At 61.6% G+C, this 18,455-nt stretch carries 15 protein-coding genes and 1 pseudogene; 12 read left to right on the forward strand and 4 right to left on the reverse strand.

Annotation, left to right across the window (positions count from 1 at the left end; all coding sequences use genetic code 11):
• The first annotated feature begins 61 nt into the window (after window positions 1-61).
• The 4 genes from BLR03_RS10865 to BLR03_RS10880 all read left to right on the forward strand — a co-directional run bounded on the left by BLR03_RS10865 (window position 62) and on the right by BLR03_RS10880 (window position 4,828).
• A complete protein-coding gene (locus tag BLR03_RS10865) occupies window positions 62-1,594 on the forward strand; it encodes a sugar ABC transporter ATP-binding protein (protein ID WP_217639763.1) in 1,533 nt (510 codons plus the stop codon).
• Window positions 1,591-2,613, forward strand: a complete 1,023-nt coding sequence (locus BLR03_RS10870; RefSeq protein WP_091252465.1) for an ABC transporter permease — start codon at window positions 1,591-1,593, stop codon at window positions 2,611-2,613. The genes BLR03_RS10865 and BLR03_RS10870 overlap by 4 nt, the downstream gene beginning before the upstream one ends.
• An 85-nt stretch (window positions 2,614-2,698) precedes the next feature.
• On the forward strand, window positions 2,699-3,733 hold the full coding sequence (locus tag BLR03_RS10875) for an ABC transporter permease (RefSeq protein WP_217639764.1): 1,035 nt from the start codon (window positions 2,699-2,701) through the stop codon (window positions 3,731-3,733).
• Window positions 3,734-3,844: 111 nt separating this feature from the next.
• Entirely contained in the window at window positions 3,845-4,828 is a 984-nt protein-coding gene (locus BLR03_RS10880) for a LacI family DNA-binding transcriptional regulator (protein ID WP_091252468.1), read from the forward strand.
• 111 nt (window positions 4,829-4,939) lie between these two features.
• Here the strand turns inward: BLR03_RS10880 and BLR03_RS24915 are convergent.
• The 3 genes and pseudogenes from BLR03_RS24915 to BLR03_RS10895 all read right to left on the reverse strand — a co-directional run.
• A pseudogene (locus tag BLR03_RS24915) lies at window positions 4,940-5,077 on the reverse strand (helix-turn-helix domain-containing protein); the annotation flags it as partial.
• Between the two features lie 802 nt (window positions 5,078-5,879).
• Window positions 5,880-6,902, reverse strand: a complete 1,023-nt coding sequence (locus BLR03_RS10890; protein ID WP_091252471.1) for a helix-turn-helix domain-containing protein — start codon at window positions 6,900-6,902, stop codon at window positions 5,880-5,882.
• Window positions 6,903-7,242: 340 nt separating this feature from the next.
• A complete protein-coding gene (locus BLR03_RS10895; RefSeq protein WP_091252473.1) occupies window positions 7,243-8,496 on the reverse strand; it encodes an ROK family transcriptional regulator in 1,254 nt (417 codons plus the stop codon).
• 250 nt (window positions 8,497-8,746) lie between these two features.
• Here BLR03_RS10895 and BLR03_RS10900 point away from each other — a divergent pair, with 250 nt between their 5' ends.
• The 8 genes from BLR03_RS10900 to BLR03_RS10940 all read left to right on the forward strand — a co-directional run bounded on the left by BLR03_RS10900 (window position 8,747) and on the right by BLR03_RS10940 (window position 17,479).
• The gene (locus BLR03_RS10900; RefSeq protein WP_091252474.1) at window positions 8,747-9,880 is read left to right on the forward strand and encodes a Gfo/Idh/MocA family protein; all 1,134 of its coding nucleotides are present in this window, start codon (window positions 8,747-8,749) and stop codon (window positions 9,878-9,880) included.
• Between the two features lie 61 nt (window positions 9,881-9,941).
• Entirely contained in the window at window positions 9,942-11,369 is a 1,428-nt protein-coding gene (locus BLR03_RS10905; RefSeq protein WP_091252476.1) for an ABC transporter substrate-binding protein, read from the forward strand.
• A gap of 39 nt (window positions 11,370-11,408) precedes the next feature.
• Complete coding sequence (locus BLR03_RS10910) at window positions 11,409-12,389, forward strand: carbohydrate ABC transporter permease (protein ID WP_175460497.1); 981 nt, start codon at window positions 11,409-11,411, stop codon at window positions 12,387-12,389.
• Window positions 12,389-13,249 carry a carbohydrate ABC transporter permease gene (locus BLR03_RS10915; protein ID WP_091252480.1) on the forward strand — a complete coding sequence of 287 codons (861 nt, stop codon included), beginning with the start codon at window positions 12,389-12,391 and terminating at the stop codon, window positions 13,247-13,249. The genes BLR03_RS10910 and BLR03_RS10915 overlap by 1 nt, the downstream gene beginning before the upstream one ends.
• A complete protein-coding gene (locus BLR03_RS10920) occupies window positions 13,250-14,299 on the forward strand; it encodes a zinc-binding dehydrogenase (protein WP_217639765.1) in 1,050 nt (349 codons plus the stop codon).
• 31 nt (window positions 14,300-14,330) lie between these two features.
• Complete coding sequence (locus tag BLR03_RS10925) at window positions 14,331-15,191, forward strand: sugar phosphate isomerase/epimerase family protein (RefSeq protein ID WP_091252485.1); 861 nt, start codon at window positions 14,331-14,333, stop codon at window positions 15,189-15,191.
• Window positions 15,192-15,413: 222 nt separating this feature from the next.
• Window positions 15,414-16,409, forward strand: a complete 996-nt coding sequence (locus BLR03_RS10930; RefSeq protein WP_091252488.1) for a sugar phosphate isomerase/epimerase family protein — start codon at window positions 15,414-15,416, stop codon at window positions 16,407-16,409.
• A gap of 644 nt (window positions 16,410-17,053) precedes the next feature.
• Window positions 17,054-17,479 carry a hypothetical protein gene (locus BLR03_RS10940; RefSeq protein WP_091252492.1) on the forward strand — a complete coding sequence of 142 codons (426 nt, stop codon included), beginning with the start codon at window positions 17,054-17,056 and terminating at the stop codon, window positions 17,477-17,479.
• A gap of 56 nt (window positions 17,480-17,535) precedes the next feature.
• On the opposite strand, the gene BLR03_RS10945 is transcribed toward BLR03_RS10940, so the two are convergent.
• Complete coding sequence (locus BLR03_RS10945) at window positions 17,536-18,342, reverse strand: DeoR/GlpR family DNA-binding transcription regulator (RefSeq protein ID WP_091252494.1); 807 nt, start codon at window positions 18,340-18,342, stop codon at window positions 17,536-17,538.
• Window positions 18,343-18,455 lie beyond the last annotated feature (113 nt).

Consider the following 18,455-nt stretch of genomic DNA (forward strand, 5'->3'; position numbering starts at 1 on the left):
CGGAGCCCGGAGAACAACGCAATAGCGCAACAACGCAAGAGTTCAATGAGGAGCGAGCCACTTGTCTGCGGAGAACGATACGCAACCAGTCCTCCAGATGGAGGACGTCACAAAATCTTTCGGGAATGTAAGAGTCCTACGCGGTGTCAACCTGACCATCAACCGCGGCGAAGTCCACGGACTCCTCGGGGAAAACGGCGCAGGAAAGTCGACGCTGCTCAAGATCCTCAACGGGATCATCGAGAAGGACGCTGGCACCATCGTCCTGGATGGCGAGCCGGTGACGATTGACAGCCCGCATGCCGCCAGTGCCCTTGGTCTCTCGATCATTCACCAGGAGTTGAGCCTGATGCCCCAGCTCTCGATCGCCGAGAACGTCTTTCTCGGGCGCTTGCCGAAGCATCCTAAGCGCCCGTGGGCTGTCGACTGGAAGAAATGCAACCGTGACGCCGAATCGGCCATCAGGCGACTAGGGCTCCGAATGGATCCACGAGAGATTGTCGGCCGCCTGGGGACGGCAGAGCAGCAGCTCGTCGAGATTGCCAAAGCGCTCTCTATGAACGCGAAGATCATCGCGATGGATGAACCGACCGCCTCCCTGACCGAGGCGGAGATCCAACGACTGTTCGAACTGATACACGCCCTGAAACAAGACGGAGTTTCCATTATTTACGTGTCCCATCGATTGCACGAAGTGGGAGAGATCTGTGACAGAGCGACCGTTCTGCGGGACGGGCAGTTCATTTCAACTGTTGATGCGCGAAGCACAACCCCCCACAAGCTGGCGACGATGATGGTCGGCCGCGAACTCGAAGACGTTTTCCCGAAGTCGGCCACCACCAGGGGCCAGGAGACGTTGCGGGTCGAGCACCTGACGACGGACAAGCTTAAAGACGTGAACCTCACAGCGTACTCGGGTGAGATTCTGGGTATTGCCGGACTTGTGGGGTCGGGAAGAACCGAAGTCGCCCGAGCCATATTCGGCGCTGACCCGATCATCTCCGGGGACATCCTGGTACGGGGGAACCCCGTGAAGATCAAGTCACCGAGAAGTGCCATCAGGCTCGGCATCGGACTTGTTCCTGAGGACCGCAAGGTTCAAGGCGCGGTGCTCTCGATGAACATAAATCACAACATCACCCTTGCTGCCTTGGGCAAGGTCACGCGGTGGGGCCAGATTCTTCTGCGCCAGGAGCGCAATGCCGCCAGCGAGTATATGTCGTCCATGAAGATCGTGGCGGCCGGCGCGGACCAGGAGACGTCACGTCTCAGTGGCGGGAACCAGCAGAAAGTCGTTATCGGGAAGTGGCTCTTTGCGGGATCCAAGATCCTGATCGTCGACGAGCCCACGCGAGGTGTCGACGTGGGTGCACGCGCCGCCATCCACGAGCTTCTGGATCGTCTGACTCTCGAAGGCGCGACAGTAATCATGATCTCCTCCGATCTCATGGAAGTCATGGCCATGAGTGACCGGATCCTTGTCATGCACGAGGGCCGCATTTCCGGGGAGCTGAACCGTGACGAATTCGATGAGGAGAAAATCGTCTTGTACGCGTCGGGTCTTCATGCCATGGAACGAGAGACACAACCGTGAGCGGAGTCAAGGAATCGGTGCGGGAAACCGTAGGCCCAGCACTTCGCCACAACGTGAGACTGGAGCAGGCGGCCTCGACCACCTTCCTGCTCGTTCTCGTCATTGCCGTCGGCTCTTTGGCTCCTGGTTTTCTCTCCGTCGAGAATTTCCTAAGCATCGCCCGGGTGGTGTCCATTACGGGCATCATTGCGGCAGGGATGACCCTGGCGGTGATATCAGGGGGCATCGATCTGTCGGTTGGAGCAACAGCTGGTTTGGGCGGCGTGGTCGCGGCGGGCTTGATGACGGGCTCCAACGGCACTTCTACGCTCGGCGGATTCGGCGACCTCCCGGTTCCCGTCGCTGTCGGAGCCGGCCTCCTAGTTGGCGCGATCGCAGGACTCCTAAACGGGCTCATCATCACGAAAACCGGTATCGAGCCGTTCATGGCCACGCTGGGGATGATGATTTTCGTGCGGGGCCTCATTTATCTGTTCACAGGTGGATATCCAGTCCTCTTCCAGGGGATGCCGCCTGAATTCGCCTGGCTCGGACAGGGGGACTTGTTTGGCATCCCAAGTCAGGTAGCGATATTCGCGCTGATAGTTCTTCTTATCTGGTGGATATCCAAGAAGACCGCACTGGGCCGCGAGATCTATGCTGTGGGGGGTAACCAAGAGGCGAGCCGCCTCAGCGGGATCCATGTCAAGAGAACCAAAACCCTCCTCTACGTCATCATCGGGTTCCTTGCGGCTCTGGCAGGAATAATTCTCGTCTCTCGACTGGGAAGCGCCGGACCGAACGACGGCATGGGGTTCGAGTTCACCGCTATCGCAGGTGTCGTAATCGGCGGAACTAGCCTGGCAGGGGGCCGAGGCTCGGTACTCGGCAGCGTGGTTGGTGTCTTCGTCATCGGCATCCTCCAGAACGCACTTACGCTGGTAGGCGCAGCGACAGAAATCCAATATGTGGCGATCGGCATGGTGCTGCTCTTTGCAATCAGCGTCGATGGCTTCATCAGAAATCGAAAACGAGCCTGAGATGTCGGGCCCGAGCTACGAAGGAAGATCCCAGATGTTGAATCAGCAGGTGTCAGCCGACCCAAAGCTCTCAGCGAGGGACGGAGTGAGCACCACAGCAGAGCGTCTTGCGGGCGGCATCGGAGGGCAGCAACGCGCGCTGCTGCTCGTGATCATCGCGCTCGGATGCCTCTACGCAGTATTCGCGCCCGGATTCCTGTCCTTTGCCACATTGGAAAACGTGCTTCGCAGCGCTTCCATCTTCGGCATCGCCGGTCTGGGAATGACCCTTGTGATCCTTACCTGTGGCTCCTTCGGCGGCATCGACCTGTCCGTCGGGTCGATGATGGCGCTTGGGGGTGCAATCGGTGCTGGCTTGCTGGGGACCGCCTTCGCGGCCGAGAACCCCGTGAAGCTGCCCACGTTGCTGTCCATTCTCATCGCGCTGGCCGTGACGACAGCACTCGGCACGGCCAGTGGGTTCCTCATAGCAAGACTGCAGCTTGCTCCGTTCGCCGTGACGCTGGGAATGCTTTACCTCGCCCGAGGTGCCACGTTCATGTTTCTGATTTACGTCGGGGGAAAGGCGACTGCTGCGCCTGTCACCTTCTCGGATCCGGTATTCACCTGGCTCGGCAGGGGGAAGATCGGGGCCGTGCCGACGGTTGCAGTGCTCTTCCTTGTACTTGCCGTACTGATCGCCTACGGCCTCAGGAGTACCCCCTATGGACGCAGCCTGTTCGCGGTGGGCGGCGGGCGTGAGAGCGCGAGACTCGCGGGAATCAACGTCAGGCAGAGAATCATCGCGGTATTCGCCTGCAGCGCACTTCTCGCAGGAGTGGCAGGGATCGCGATGACGGGACGTTTGTCCTCGGCTTCCCCACTTGCCGCGACCGGTTACGAACTAGACATCATCATCGTCGCGGTGATCGGGGGGACCAGCCTAGCAGGAGGCCGGGGGTCGATTCTGGGCACTGTACTCGGGGCAATCCTCGTCAGCATGATCGGGATAGGACTAGACCTCGCTACCGTTCCTTCATTCTTCCAATACCTCATCAGAGGAGCGATTCTGGTTCTCGCAGTGACGATCGACAAGCTGTCCCAAACGAGAACCAAGCGATCCTTCGCCCTGACGACATAGGCGGCACTTCGGCTGGCTCCTTGGCGGCGACTCTGCAAGGGTGGAGGGGGCTACGGTCACCAGTTGCGAAAGGTTGAGATGACTCCAAGAGATATTACTAAACGCCCCACCATGGTGGACGTTGCTCAATTAGCGGGCGTCTCACACCAGACGGTTGCGCGTGTTCTCAATGGGAGCATCCACGTTGATCCGAAGACGCGTTCTCTGGTGGAGGACGCAGTACTCAAGTTGCGCTACCGAAAGAATCCGACTGCTCGCGCCCTGGCGACGCGGCGGACCATGAACATCGGCGTGGTCAGTTTCGGCCTCTCCCTCTATGGCCCTTCCCTTTCATTGTTCGGAGTCGTCGAGGCTGCGAGACAGAATGGGTACGCAACGACCTTGAGCGCCCTGGAGAACGTCAACAAAGACAGCATGAGAAGCGCTCTCGAGCACCTTGCACACAGCCCGGTCGACGGGATCATCTGTCTGGCTCCTTACCAGGGGATCGCCGACATGCTTCAGGAGCAGGCGCCGAACGTGCCGATCGTCGCATTCGAGCCGGGAGTCGTTGCTGGAACAAGGAGCGTGGCATTCGATGAAGTGCTGGGAGCAAGACTGGCCACTCGGCATCTGATCGGCCAGGGCCACGAGTCGGTATGGCACGTCAGCGGCTCCCCCGGATGGTTGGGAACTGACACGCGGATTCGCGGGTGGCACGCTGAGTTGTCTGCAGCGGGAAAGGTGGCTTATCCGGTTATCGAAGGCGACTGGACGGCGCGCTCTGGGTATGAAGCAGGCAAGCTCATCTCCACCGATCGACGGATCACCGCAGTATTCGTCGCCAACGATCAGATGGCTCTGGGAGTGATTAAGGCCCTGGCCGAGGAGGGGATCCGCGTTCCTGAGAACGTGAGTGTGGTCGGATACGATGATGTGCCCGAGGCGGCCTATTATCGACCTTCCCTCACTACAGTAAGACTGGATTTCAACGACCTTGGCCGCCGGTGCCTTCAGCAAGTCGTCGGACTCATCGAGGGCGAACCTCAACCCATGCCCTTGCTCCAGCCTGATCTCATCGTCAGGGACAGTTCGCATGCTGGATGCCTGCCATAACCACCGTCCGGGTAGGGCCGCGGCGTTTGTGAAAACCAGCACTCAGGCCTCGTCCCGGCGTGGGTCAAAGCCGTGCAGTTCCGGGTTGCCGGCAATCTTCCCCGTCCGTTGACGGCTCCGTCTGCGCTCGGCACTGCGCTGCGCCGTCCGCGGACGGTAATTCCCAGAGGCCTCATGAATGTTCCGCCGGATCTCCCTGCTCACAGTAGACGGACTCCGCCCGAGCTCCATGGCAATGGCGCGGATGCTGCGCCGGGCATGCAGCAGGTCTGCGATCGTGATCCGTTCCGACTCGGAGAGAAACCGGCGGAGATCGCGGCCGGCCTCCGATGGGAGATGGGAGCATACTTCTTGATGTCCCCGGACTTCAGAACGACGGTGTGGCCGTGCCGCCATCGAGTGCCGGAACTACGGCTGATTCCGACGATCCGGCACGCTTCGGAATTGCCCATTCCCTGTTTCATCAGCTGATCATAGTGAGCCCGTGCTGCGTTCTTCGGAGGGGCGCCCCGGGACTTTCTCTGTCTTTTCATCTCTCCCAATTGCAACTCCTAAAAGCTCAGGTGTTGCAACGACCACTGGACGCCAAGCCGTCACAATGGCTCAGTTTTCGACCGTCACCGACGCCCCGACAACAAACTCCATCGCCGGCAGCCGGTTTCACCCCCAGCGGTGTGTCGGCGGAAAGCAACTCCTCCATGTCCGTCTCTCGTTCGTCGTCACTGCTAGCTAGTCCGTATTCCCACATGGCGCTGAAATAGAGGCCGTTTCCCATACACAGCACGGCCTTGGCCGACGCCGGTCCAATCTCGTCTGCCATCAACCACTGTTGTTGGATGATGGCAAGCGACGTTGCGCCTCACGTGCGCGGCTTCGGCAAGTCGTGACAGGGCCACAAATGATCGGTCCAATGGCGAATCGGACCACAGCAATGTCCGGAGGTAGTATGCGGCTGCCCCTCATGTGCCGAGGCCATGGCCGTAAGGTCTTCATATACAAGACGATCCAGCCGATGCAGCATGGCACCTGTCAATGCTTGTTTGCTCAGGCGCTAGGGGATCAGCGACTCCCGCAGCTGTTGCAGCGCAACACGAACTACGGTCTCGGATCGGTGGATCTCCCTCACATTCATCCCGGTAAACTCTTTCACCGCACGGCGCATGCTTTGCACGTTGGTGAATCCGCACGATGTCGCAATTTCTGAGTAGGTGATCCTTTGGGCGTCGGCCTGAAGGAGGAGCTCCAGCGCTTTGCGCGTTCTCAAGGCGCGTATACGCTCGCCCAAGTGGAGTTCTTCATTCTCGAAAAAGTAGAACAGGGAGCGACGGGAGAGGTTGAACCTTTCGGCGACCATTGCCACGTCCAGATCGGGGTTGTCATAGCTGGCATCAAGGTATTTCTTCACCGCCCGACTTAGGGCCGGTTTCTGCGCCTCATCGTCGACCGGCGCTTCGAGCAGGGAGCCCACCAGGGTCGCCATCACGGATCGGAGGATATCTGCGGTTCCCGATGCCTCCCGGTCGATGCCCGGCCGCTTCCAACTCAAGAGCGCAGGAATCACGAAAGTGCCCACAATTGGATGCTTCGCGAGGTCAGGCAGGCGAAGCAGGGAGCCTAGCGCGGCCTCGCTCACGTTCAGGCTGCTGCGGTCGATGTTGATCTGCAAGGCGTGAAAGCCCTCGGGCGCATCGAAACTGCCGCCCAGCGAGGTATCGATGAACCTGACGGAGCCCGGTGATACTGGCTCAGGCACGCCGTTGAGAGCGAGGGTTAGTGCCGGCGCTTTCCTGAAGTAGACCAGGCGCAGATCCCTAGTGTCGGGGTTGGGCGCCCATGAGCCCAATGCGGGGGCGTTGTACATTTCTATGAGGCTGAAACCTGGACCGGCAAGACTAATGGCCGAAGGAGTGAAGGGCACGGAAGCAGCATGTGCCGACTTTTCCAACCGCATCGGAGTTTCCACGGCACTGCCGTACCACGTTCGCCAATGTTCGAACCTTTGTTCGTGGCTGAGCCCCTCCGGCACTGCATATCGCCGTACATGACCGCCGTTCTCTGAAGCAGATTGAGGCATGCCATCCTCCTTTTTCACAAGCGTGAACCTTCATGGCGCTCCCTTGGAATGGCCACGACATCTTGAGGCAGCGGTTGCGGGGCACACAAGGCCTGCCAGAAAGGACCTCAGCTGTAAGGCATATTTTACCTGTGTACATCTCTAGTTGGGGCGTTGATGGTTTCAGTCCCGGCGCCCCACCACGACCGGTATTGTCGCCGCACTGGCTGGGGTGAGCATGCCGCTGGATAGGCACGGGCTCAGGCGATATGCACCGCTCCACACGAGGAGCTGTTCGTCATGGCACCCGTGCCCTCCACATCTTCGTTTGGAGACGTGGCCAAGGAAATGCGCGGTGCAATTAAATGGCCACGGGGTCCCGGAGTGAAGGCTGGGATACTTGGACGACGCGTTCCACATTCTGCCGTTCGTTATTTTGGTGTCCGCCGGGATCCAGCGTGGCTGCGAGATCATTGACTCGTTCAGGGGCGAGGGCATGTTCGACGGCCAAGATGCTGGCCCCAACGACTCCAGCTTCCGGGCCGGTTTCGGATTGGGTGATATTCAGATGCTGGGTCGCCAACGGCGTTGAGCGTGCATAGACGGTTTCACGGATTCCGGCGATCAGATGTTCTCCGGATTGTGCAAGCGACCCGCCTACGACAATCAGGGAAGGGTTGATGAGGCTCACACACATGTTGAGCATTTCTCCGATGTCGCGACCAGCCTGCCGGACGGCTTGAATGGCAGTCAAATCGCCGGAACGGACGAGTGAGACGACGTCGTTTGCGGTGGTTGCTTCGAGTCCGTTTTCGCGGAGCCGGGCGGCGACGGCCGGAGCGCCTGCGATGGCCTCGAGGCAGGCAGTCTTGCCGCAGCGGCATTGGATTCCTGCCGCGCTGGAAACGGCAATGTGACCGACGTCTCCTGCCACTCCTGCCGCGCCTCGCTGCAATATTCCTCCACTAATAACGCCCGAGCCGATGCCGGTGGCCACTTTAAGGAAGATCATGTTGTCCTCAGTGGGCCAGCGCGTCGCCCGCTCCCCGAGGGCCATAATGTTGACATCGTTGTCGACCAGGACGGGAACATCAAAGGTCCGCTGAACGTAAGCGGGGACATCGAATCCGTCCCATCCCGGCATGATCGGGGGGCTGGTCGGCTTTCCGGTGGAGTGTTCAACAGGACCGGGCAGCCCGATGCCAACAGCGATGATGTCCGTTGCCGGACGCTTCATAGTTTTCAAATGACCCTGCAGCGTCATCGCTAGCCAGTCCAGAACAGCTTCCGGTCCGCAGGAAATCTCAAGCCGTTCAGTGGTTTCCAGGAGAATCCTTCCCGACAGGTCCGTGAGCGCCACGGTCGCGTGTGTGGCGCCGACGTCGGCGGCAGCGGCCAGCCTTGCACCGGGGTTGAAGGCTAGACGCGCCGAGGGGCGGCCTCCAGTGGAAGGCGCATCCGACACCGGTGCAACTAGTCCGAGTTCCAGGAGCGCCTCGAGGCGAGAACTGATGGCAGCTCGCCCCAAGCCCGTTATCCCGGCCAGGTCGGCCCTGGTTCGCGGGCATTCGTCCCGCAGGATACGCAAAAGTTCGCCGGCGCCGCCGTTGTTCATGTCTCTCCGTTTCGGGGGGTCAAAAGAGTGAATGGGGAGCCTGAGGTCTTGACATATCACGCTCACAGGACCCCGAGGGGAACTTATCTCCACTCAGTGTCACGGCGCCCACTCGTTCCCGTCCACTCGTCGATGCCCACAGCATCAAAAAGTGCAACTTCCATGCGCCTTCCATCGCCAACAGCGTCAAAAGGTGCAGACTTTTGCTGACGGGCAACCAAAGCTGCTCCGTGCGTGTCACTGTTTCGGCATGGAAAACGACAGAACCACGACAGCCCCCTCCCGGTTACGGGCCGGGTTCGTCGGCGCCGGGTTCATGGCTGAGGTGCATAGCCGAGCCGCCCGTGCCGCAGGGGCGGAAATCGCAGGCATCGCGTCCTCGAACCCTGCCAGTGCCGCCCGCGCCAAAGACCGCCTAGGCGTCGAGCGAGCTTACGCCTCCGTCCAGGACCTCATCCACGATGACAGGATCGATGTCATCCACGTCTGCACCCCCAACGCCACCCACGTCGCACTGGCCGAGGCAGCGTTGAAAGCAGGCAAGCACGTTGTCTGCGAGAAGCCTCTGGCTACTACCGTGCAGGATGCCACCCATCTAGTGGAGCTGGCCGCTACGGCCGGGACGGTCGCGACCGTTCCCTTCATCTACCGGTTCCACCCAATGGTCCGGGAAGCTCGGGCACGTATCGCGTCCGGCCAAACGGGACGGATCTCCACCATCCAGGGGTCCTATCTTCAGGACTGGCTTTTGTCCCGGAACGACGACAACTGGCGGGTGGACGCCGGTCTCGGGGGCCCTTCGCGGGCGTTCGCCGACATCGGGTCCCACCTGTGCGATCTCCTCGAATTCGTGAGCGGGGAACGGATAACACGAGTCGGTGCACTGAGCCGCACTCTCTTCTCGGGCCGGGCACACCACAAGAACGTCCAGACCGAGGACCTCGTCGCGGCTGTATTCGCGACTGAGAACGGCACCGTGGGAAACCTCCTGGTCAGCCAGGTTGCGCCAGGGCGGAAGAACCGCCTGATGATCGAGATTTCGGGTTCTGAGAGCACGGTCCAGTTCGACCAGGAAGCGCCCGAGACGTTGTGGCTTGGTAAACGGGCCGGTTCCCAACTGCTTGTCCGCGACCCGGACGCGCTTAGCCCCGAAGCGGCACGGCTCAGTGTCCTGCCGGCAGGGCATCCCCAGGGTTATCAGGATGCGTTCAATGCATTTGTCGCCGACACCTACGCCGCAATCGGCGGAGACAACCGCGATGGCCTGCCCAACTTCCGGGACGGCCTCAGGTCAGCCGTCCTCACCGAAAGCATCATCGAATCCAGCAAGTGCGGCGAATGGGTCGACGTCCCAGCCGCAAAAGAACTAGAAGGAGTGGAGTAATGAAAATCATCCAGGCAGGCCTCGACGCACGGGGCGCCCATGGCTTAAGGAAGGCAGTAGCATGATCCGATCTCTCGATCGCGTCAAGCGGTCACGCATCGTAGCGGGCGTGGGAGCCGCGCTCACCGTAACCCTGTTGGCAACCGCATGCACGGGCGGGTCATCAACACCCAGCACGGCGGCGGCCAAACCGGCAGAGCTGCGGATGCTCTACACCACCGATGAAGCCAACAGCGCCGCCGTCGCGTCACTGGTGCCGCAGTTCAAGGAAAAGTTCGGCATCGATCTGAAGATCGACAACCAGCCGTACGACGCGTTGCAGCAAAAGGTCTTCTCCGAGTTCGCTTCCAGCAGCAGCTACTACGACATTGTCGTCGTCGACACTCCGTGGGCGCCGGCCCTGGTGCAGAACCTCGAACCCCTCAGCCAGTACCTCGAGAACGGGGCCCTAAACCCTGACGGCCCGCAGTCCAACGTGGGCGACTTCATCCCAAAGGTGTTCTACGACACAGCCGTCTACAACGCTGATTCCCCGATCAAACGTTACCCGGATCCCACGGCAAAGCCCGACGGGTCCGCGATAAAGAATGCAGGATTCGACGTGTACGGGATGCCGATCCAGTCGAACGTGGCCGTGATGGCCTACCGCAGCGACCTGTTCAACGACCCGGCCCAGAAGGCGAACTTCAAGGCCAAATACGGTAAGGACCTCACAGTCCCAAAGACCTGGGACGACTACGCCCAGGTGGCGGAGTTCTTCACCCAGCCGGACAAGAAGCTCTACGGCACCACCGTCATGGCAGGTGTCGGCGACTGGGCCACCGATGACTTCAAGACCCTGCTCGCATCCCAAGGCGGGGACGGGACCCTGGCAGACCAGAACGGCAAGCCCGCATTCGACACGCCGGAAGGAGTCCAGGCGCTGGATTACTACGCCAAGCTGGCGCAAAGCGGACATGTCCCCCCGGGCAGCACGTCAGCGGACTGGGGTACAACCGCCGAATCGTTCGGCAGCGGGCTGACCGCCATGACGATCAACTACCACGATCTCAAGCTCGGTGACAACGTCAAGGGCGGCACCATCGGCTATGCCCCGGTGCCCACCGCGAAGGCCGCCGGACCCCACTTCGGGACCTGGATGCTGAGCGTCAACAAGAATTCCAAGAACAAGGAATGGGCCTACCAGGGGATCAGCTGGCTGACCGCCGCGGAGCAGCAAACAACGATGACCGCCAAGTCCCTGCACCCCAGCCGGACCTCCGTCTTTGCCAGCATCAAGAGCGATAACCCGCTCGCGCCCTTCTACGACACCCTCGGAAAATCCCTCGCAGAAGGCGTCGGCCGAGCACGGTTGACCAACTACACCGAAGTCAGCCACGAGGTGGCCGTCGCGGTGAACAACGCAGCAACCGGCGCTTCCTCGCCATCGGACGCCCTCAAGTCCGCGTCAGAGAAGGTCTCGGCCCTCCTTAACTCGGCCGGCTACTAAACCATCGGACCGTTCATGGTCGCCCAAGGAGTATCGATTATGAAAACAACCGCCGCACCACTGGATGCGACCTTGACGGTTGACGCTTCCCGCCCCGCGGACGGCCTTGCCACGGCCGGCCCGCGGGACAGGAAGCCGCTGACCTGGAATAAACGTTCGACCCCGTGGGTCTACATGGCCCCGGCCATGTTTGTCCTGCTGCTAATGACGGTGGCCCCGGCCATTTTTATCTTCTACTCAGCCTTCCGCAACGACAAGATCCTCGGGGGCGTGGGCAAATTCGTCGGACTGGATAACTTCATCACGGCGGTCACCAACGCCTCGGTCCAGCACGCATTCCTGATCACGTTCGGCTTCGTTGCGGTCGCGGTGATCCTGGAGATGATCCTGGGCTTCGCCCTGGCACTCCCGCTAGCGGCCCAGACCCGCGCCAACAAGGTCGGGGCCGCCCTCATGCTGCTCCCGTTCGCCGTCACGCCGGCGGTCGCGGCCATGGTCTTCAAGCAGCTGCTGAACCCCAACTACGGGTGGGTAGGCTACTACCTCGGCGTCTTCGGATTTCCGAAAGGCATCGACCTGCTCGGTGATCCGACATCGGCATGGATCGTCTTGGTCATTCTCGACATGTGGCAGTGGACCCCGTTCATCGCCCTGATCCTGATGGCCGGCCTTCAGTCCCTGCCGGGGGAACCCAGGGAAGCAGCCATGGTCGACGGAGCGACCCCATGGCAGATGTTCCGGCACATCACCTTTCCGGCCATGGTGCCGTTCATTGCCATCGCGGCCGTGCTGCGGACCATCCAGGCCTTCAAAACCTTCGATTCCTTCAAGATCCTCACCGGGGGCGGTCCCGGTGAGTCCACCGAGATCATCAACCTGGGCATTTTCCGCGTCGGCCTTCAAAGCTTCAACGTCGGTCTCGCCTGCGCCCTGGGCGTGGTCTTCCTGATCATCCTCTCGCTCCTTATCCCCTTCATGCTGCGTATCATCGGCCGCCGAGCAGACCCTGAGGAAATGTAATGACAACGACATCATCAACCAGCCGCGGGGGTACCGTGGCACGCGTCATCATCGGACGCACCTTCCTGTGGACATGGCTCCTGGTCGGCCTTGTGCCGCTGCTGTTCATGTTCATCACCTCCATCAAGCCGGCCGGGATCGCCAACCAGATCCCCCCGGCCTGGATCTTCCAGCCCACCCTGGACAACTACGTCTCCGTACTGTCAGCCGGCGACGGCAAATCCGAAAGCTTCGGTCAGCTGCTCACCAACAGTGCAATCGTCAGTCTCGGTGCCACCGCCCTGGCCATCGTCGTGGGGGTCCCGGCCGCATATGCCCTGACCATGAGGGATTTCCGGGCCCGAAAGGGGCTCTCGTCGTGGATCCTGTCGACCTACATGTTCCCTCCCATCGTCGCCGTCATCCCGGTCTTCGTCTTCGCCGGCAAGCTCGGGCTCATGGACACCTACCCGGCCCTGATCATCCCGTACGCTGCCTTCAACCTACCCATCGTGGTGTGGATCCTGCGCAGTTCGATCCTGCAGCTGCCCTATGAGATCCAGGAAGCCGCCATGGTCGACGGCGCCTCAACATGGGAAGTGCTCCGCCGGATCATCTGGCCCCTGCTCGTGCCGTCCGTCGCGACGGCCGCTGTACTGACCATCGTCTTGTCTTGGAACGAATTCCTGTTCGCCCTGTCCCTGACCCGCAGCGGAGCGAAGACCGCTCCGGTCGGCCTGCAGCAGTTCACCGGTATGTACGGCACGGACTGGGGCAGCATCACCGCGGCCGCGACGCTGATCGTCGCGCCCATCCTGGTGCTCATGGTCGTGCTGCGCCGCCAGATGGTCGCCGGCCTCACCTTCGGTGCAGTCAAGTAAATGAGTATTGGAGAAGAAAAGATGAAAGCAGTCATCCTCCCCGGTGACAAAAGAGTCACCGTCGTGGAACGCGACGTCCCGGAGCCGGGCCCGCATGAGGTGCTGGTGAGGACCCGTGCCTCCGCGATCTGCCGCAGCGACATGAGCATCTACTACGGCACCCCGATCGTCGGCGGCGAAGACGCCGGCCACGGTTCGGTGATACCCGGGCACGAGGCAGCCGGCGAAGTCATCAAGGTCGGGAACGCCGTGACCCACGTCAAAGAAGGCGACCGTGTCGCCGGCTACCTCGCCGTGGGCTGCGGATTCTGCGAGTACTGCCTCAGCGGCTACATGATGCTGTGTGACGAGTGGAAATGCTTCGGTTTCGACGTCCACGGCGGTGACGCCGACTACTTCGTGCTCCCCGAACGCAACTGTCTTCAGCTCCCAGACGAACTCAGCTTCCGCGCCGGCGCGGTCATGACGGACATGGTCGGCAGCCAGTACCACGTGCAGAAGCAGCTCGGCGCGGCCGGCGGAAAAACCGTAGCCGTCTTCGGCATGGGACCAATGGGATCGGCCGCGGTACTCATCGGCAAGGCCTTCGGCGCCCGTGTCATCGCCGTCGACGTCATCGACCACCGGCTCGAACAGGCCAGCTCGCTCGGCGCGGACGCCGTCATCAACAGCACAACAGCCGACGCCGTCCAGCAGATCCGGGACCTCACCCAGGGTCGCGGAGCGGACATCTGCATCGATTGTTCCGGCAACCCCGCCGGGCAGAACTCTGCCCTGGACGCCGCCGCCAAGCTCGGCGCCGTGGCTTTCGTCGGGGAGTCGCGGGCCACGCAGATCAACCCCAGCGACCAGATGCTCAGAAAACTGCTCACCGTCGTCGGCGGCTGGTACTTCCCCATCAGCGACTGGGAAGAAATCGTGCGCCTCGTCATCGACCAGAAAATTCCGGTCGAAAAGCTCATTAGCCACGACTTTTCCATCGATCAGGCCGAGGAAGCCTTCCGCGCCTTCGACCAACGCGAAACCGAAAAAGCCGTCTTCGTTTGGTAAACCCCGTCAGACCCTCCGAAGGAGAGAACCCATGTTCAGATACGCCGCCGAACTCGTCCCCTACCACGACCACAGCTTCGAAGACTCGATCCGCGACCTTGCCGACATCGGCTTCAAAGAAGTCAACCTCTGGTCCTCCGCCGCACCGCTGGCCCACCACGTCAACCCGGGAGATGACCCCGGCAAGATCCTCGGAGTGCTGGACAAATACGGGATCAAACCCTGCGGCCTCACCGTCTACGGAAAGACCCAGGACGAAATCCTTGAACGCGTCGATTTCGCCGCAGACCTCGGAATCGACACCCTCATCTTCGACTGCGAAGCCAACTACCCCGACTTCGTCTCTACCTTCCTGCCACCCATCGTCGAAGCAGGAGCGCGCCGCGGAGTCCGGATCGCGGTCGAAAACCATCTCACCGTACCTTTCGCCGCCGATTTCGAATCCGGTGCCAACGAAGACCAGCGCTGGGACGAAGGCGTTGACACCCTCGCCCAGATGAAGCGGCTCATCCGCGACATCGACGATCCCTACCTCGGCGTCTGCATCGCTCCCCCGCACCTGTGGGTGATGCAGGACACCATCAGCGAAGCGATCACGTTCCTCGCCGAACGCAAACGGCTCTTCTACTACTACATCTGGGACATCGACCGCGCCTACCGCCACGGCACAGACGGGCTGAACTTCGGTCCCGCCGACCAGCAACTCCCCCGCCCTGGCGGAACACTTGATCACTCCGTAATGCTGGGAACACTGCGCCGAGTCGGGTATGAAGGCGTCGCCAGCCTCAAATGCCACGGAACGCAGGGATGGAGCTTCGAAAAAATCGGTGAACACCTTCGCGCGTCCGACGCCTACGTCAAGGACTGCATGAAAAAAGTCCAAGCCATCTGAGAATCCCGGACTCACCCACACGGTCCGGGGACGGCAGCGGCAATCCCCGGTATTTTCCCGGCCGTACCCGATCTGCAGTCCCCGGACCTCAAGAACGGAAATCCGAAAAGGCAGCAGGTGCCGTCCTAGCCGGACCGACAACCGTTGATCCGGACGCGTCGACCCGAAACCGGCGATCCGACCCAAACCGGACCACCCAGACGATTACCGAAGGACCCTGAGATGCCCCGCCCGTACACCCTGTTCACCGGCCAGTGGGCCGACCTGCCCTTCGAGGAAGTCGCACGCCTGGCCTCCGGCTGGGGCTACGACGGCCTCGAAATCGCCGTCTCCGGCGACCACCTGGACGCCTGGCGCTGGGACGAGCCCGGCTACGTCGAGTCCAAACTCGCCGTGCTGGACAAGTACAACCTGAAGGTCTGGGCCATTTCCAACCACCTCAAGGGCCAGGCCGTGTGCGATGACCCGATCGACTTCCGCCACGAGGCCATCGTCGGGGCGCGCGTGTGGGGCGACGGCGAGCCCGAGGGCGTGCGTCAGCGCGCTGCGGAGGAAATGAAGCACACCGCACGGCTGGCCAAGGCCCTCGGCGTGGACACCGTGGTCGGGTTCACCGGCTCCTCGATCTGGCAGTACGTCGCGATGTTCCCGCCCGTCCCGGAGAAGGTCATCGAGGCCGGCTACCAGGACTTCGCCGACCGCTGGAACCCCATCCTGGACGTCTTCGACGACTGCGGGGTCCGGTTCGCCCACGAGGTCCACCCCTCCGAGATCGCCTACGACTACTGGACCACCGTCCGCACCCTCGAAGCGATCGGCCACCGCAAGGCCTTCGGCCTGAACTGGGACCCGTCCCACTTCATGTGGCAGGGCATCGACCCGGTCTCCTTCATCTGGGACTTCAAGGACCGGATCTACCACGTGGACTGCAAGGACACCAAGCTGCGCCCCACCGGCCGGAACACCGTGATGGGCTCGCACCTGCCCTGGGGCGACCCGCGCCGCGGCTGGGACTTCGTCTCCGCCGGGCGCGGGGACGTGCCCTGGGAATCGTCCTTCCGCGCCCTCACCGCGATCGGCTACGACGGCCCCATCTCGGTCGAGTGGGAAGACGCCGGCATGGACCGGCTCCACGGCGCCCCCGAAGCCCTCGCCGCCCTCAAAAAGTACGACTTCCCTGCCTCCCAGACCAGCTTCGACGCCGCCTTCAAGCAGTAAGGGCTAGCCGTGGAGGTGACGGGGCCGATGCCACGCTTCACGAAGCTTTGACAGCGCTGCTTAGGGCAGAGGGTACGGCCGGGGCACCCGGGACTCATAGGACCGTCGGAAGGATTGTCTACACGTATGTGACCATGATCCGTCTTCGAGCATATAAGCGAAGGTGTAGCGCCATCTTGCCATCCGCTGCTCACCACGAGCGGCCTACGACGCCGGACATGGCTGGCGAGCTCTGTCCTCAAATCCGTAAAGGAACAGCGAACCGAGAAAGAACGCCGCGGCGGCGATCCCAAGCAGCACAGCCCATCTCTAGATCCATCTGCGCCAAAGCGGGCATCACGGCGGACTCCATGCTCCCCATCGGCGTGCCGGTGTCGATGTTCCCGCCGCCGAGGTTCAGGAGGAGGAGGAGGTTGACGCCCCGCCTCCGCAGCTCATCGGACAGTCCGAGCCTGTTGATGGCGGGCGCCCCAGTTCTGCCCAGAGTGGTGATCACTAGCGGCCTACGGATCGTCCTTTTCGGCTTCGGCCGGCAAGGACTCGATGTGGGACTAGGTGGTTGTTGTTCGCGACGCCATTCAAACGGCCCCAGCCACTATCGACCGCTCTAGGCGATGCGCGCTACTTGATATTGAGGAGACAGCATGACCCCGTACATTTGCCCGGCAGCCCCGATTCCCGTGCGGGCGGTGATGACCTGGTTCAGCGACGAATGCCAGCTTCTGGTCGAGTGCCGAGGAGACGTCCCGCGTTCCGGTTCCTTCATCGTGGGGCTCGAGGTGAAGAGCGATAGCGGGGAGATCCGACACTGTTGCATCGAGTATGCGGACGCTTCGCCGGCCGGAATCTTCACTTTCGACCTTTGGTGGAACCTACAGTTTGCACATGACTTGGGCACTGTGAAGATGAGAGGCCCCATTCTCGAAGGACGGTTCCCGGCATGGATTTTTAGCATGCCGGGCTCGGCGCCGTCGTTTTCCGTCTTCTGCATTCAGAACGGAGTGACCACCGCAAGCGGCGTTCAAGTCGAGCAGACCTCAGCCCAGAATTGCCCGGCCCGCAGTGGGTAACCTCGACCATCCCGGTTACACGGTCAGCCCGCCGGTCGACAGTGAATACTAGGTGGTCAGACCGTTTCCACTTCCACGCCAGCTGACCGTAGGGACTCGAGCATCTGTGGCTCTATGCCATCATCCGTTAGGACGAGGTCGATGTCAGCCAACCCTGCGTGTCTCCAATTGCTGACCCGTCCAAATTTACTGTGGTCCGCCAAGAGGATCCGGCGGCGGGCGCTGGCACACATCAGCCGCTTCACTGCGGCTTCGGCGGCATCGGGCGTGGTGAGACCCCGGTCGAGTGAAACGGCGCTGGCGCCCAGGAAGGCGACGTCCACATTGATGTCGGCAAGGGCGCGGGCGGCCCAGTCATCCACTTCCGCTGAAGTAACCGGGCGTACCCGGCCACCGAGGGTGTAGATCGTAAGGAGAGGCGAGTCCATCAGTGCCAGTGCGATCGAGAGCGTGTTGGTGTAGACGCTCATCGCCCTGTCCCGGGGAAACAAGTCAGCGAAACGTGAGGTAGTTGACCCTGCATCGATGAGCACCGACCCGGCGGCAGGGAGGTGACGGAGTGCCGCGGCGGCTATTCGGGTCTTTTCCTCTGTGAAGGCAGTTCTGGAGGCAACGGGGGGCTCGTAGGTGAGCCGTCCGACGGGTACTGCTCCGCCGTGGACCCGCTTGATGAGCCCTAGCTGCTCAAGGGCCACCAGATCCTTGCGGACGGTCTCGTTCGTGACTCCCAGCTCCAGGGCAATAGCTGTGGCATCGGCACGCCCTTCCGTCCGAAGCGTCGTCAGGATGCGTTCCCGCCTTTGGTCGGGAAAAGGGACACGGGTGTCGAGACGTGTGGTGGCCGGGTCCGCGGTTGGGGTCATGGCGGCCTCTTTCAAGTGTGGCGTCAGTGATGTACCCAACCGTGTCACGAAAAGTGCCCTAATGAGAAGCCAGGTTAAAAACAACCTTGGCTGGTTCACCGGCGGACCTCGGA

It is taken from the genome of Arthrobacter sp. ok909 (assembly GCF_900104405.1).
Taxonomy (GTDB): domain Bacteria; phylum Actinomycetota; class Actinomycetes; order Actinomycetales; family Micrococcaceae; genus Arthrobacter; species Arthrobacter humicola.

Excerpts from the sequence above, each read along its gene's own strand:
- BLR03_RS10890 (WP_091252471.1), bottom strand. The coding sequence starts at position 6,902 with ATGCCTCAATCTGCTTCAGAGAACGGCGGTCATGTACGGCGATATGCA.
- BLR03_RS10895 (WP_091252473.1), bottom strand. The coding sequence starts at position 8,496 with ATGAACAACGGCGGCGCCGGCGAACTTTTGCGTATCCTGCGGGACGAA.
- BLR03_RS10920 (WP_217639765.1), top strand. The coding sequence starts at position 13,250 with ATGAGTATTGGAGAAGAAAAGATGAAAGCAGTCATCCTCCCCGGTGAC.
- BLR03_RS10905 (WP_091252476.1), top strand. The coding sequence starts at position 9,942 with ATGATCCGATCTCTCGATCGCGTCAAGCGGTCACGCATCGTAGCGGGC.
- BLR03_RS10945 (WP_091252494.1), bottom strand. The coding sequence starts at position 18,342 with ATGACCCCAACCGCGGACCCGGCCACCACACGTCTCGACACCCGTGTC.
- BLR03_RS10930 (WP_091252488.1), top strand. The coding sequence starts at position 15,414 with ATGCCCCGCCCGTACACCCTGTTCACCGGCCAGTGGGCCGACCTGCCC.
- BLR03_RS10910 (WP_175460497.1), top strand. The coding sequence starts at position 11,409 with ATGAAAACAACCGCCGCACCACTGGATGCGACCTTGACGGTTGACGCT.
- BLR03_RS10940 (WP_091252492.1), top strand. The coding sequence starts at position 17,054 with ATGACCCCGTACATTTGCCCGGCAGCCCCGATTCCCGTGCGGGCGGTG.
- BLR03_RS10880 (WP_091252468.1), top strand. The coding sequence starts at position 3,845 with ATGGTGGACGTTGCTCAATTAGCGGGCGTCTCACACCAGACGGTTGCG.
- BLR03_RS10915 (WP_091252480.1), top strand. The coding sequence starts at position 12,389 with ATGACAACGACATCATCAACCAGCCGCGGGGGTACCGTGGCACGCGTC.
- BLR03_RS10900 (WP_091252474.1), top strand. The coding sequence starts at position 8,747 with ATGGAAAACGACAGAACCACGACAGCCCCCTCCCGGTTACGGGCCGGG.
- BLR03_RS10925 (WP_091252485.1), top strand. The coding sequence starts at position 14,331 with ATGTTCAGATACGCCGCCGAACTCGTCCCCTACCACGACCACAGCTTC.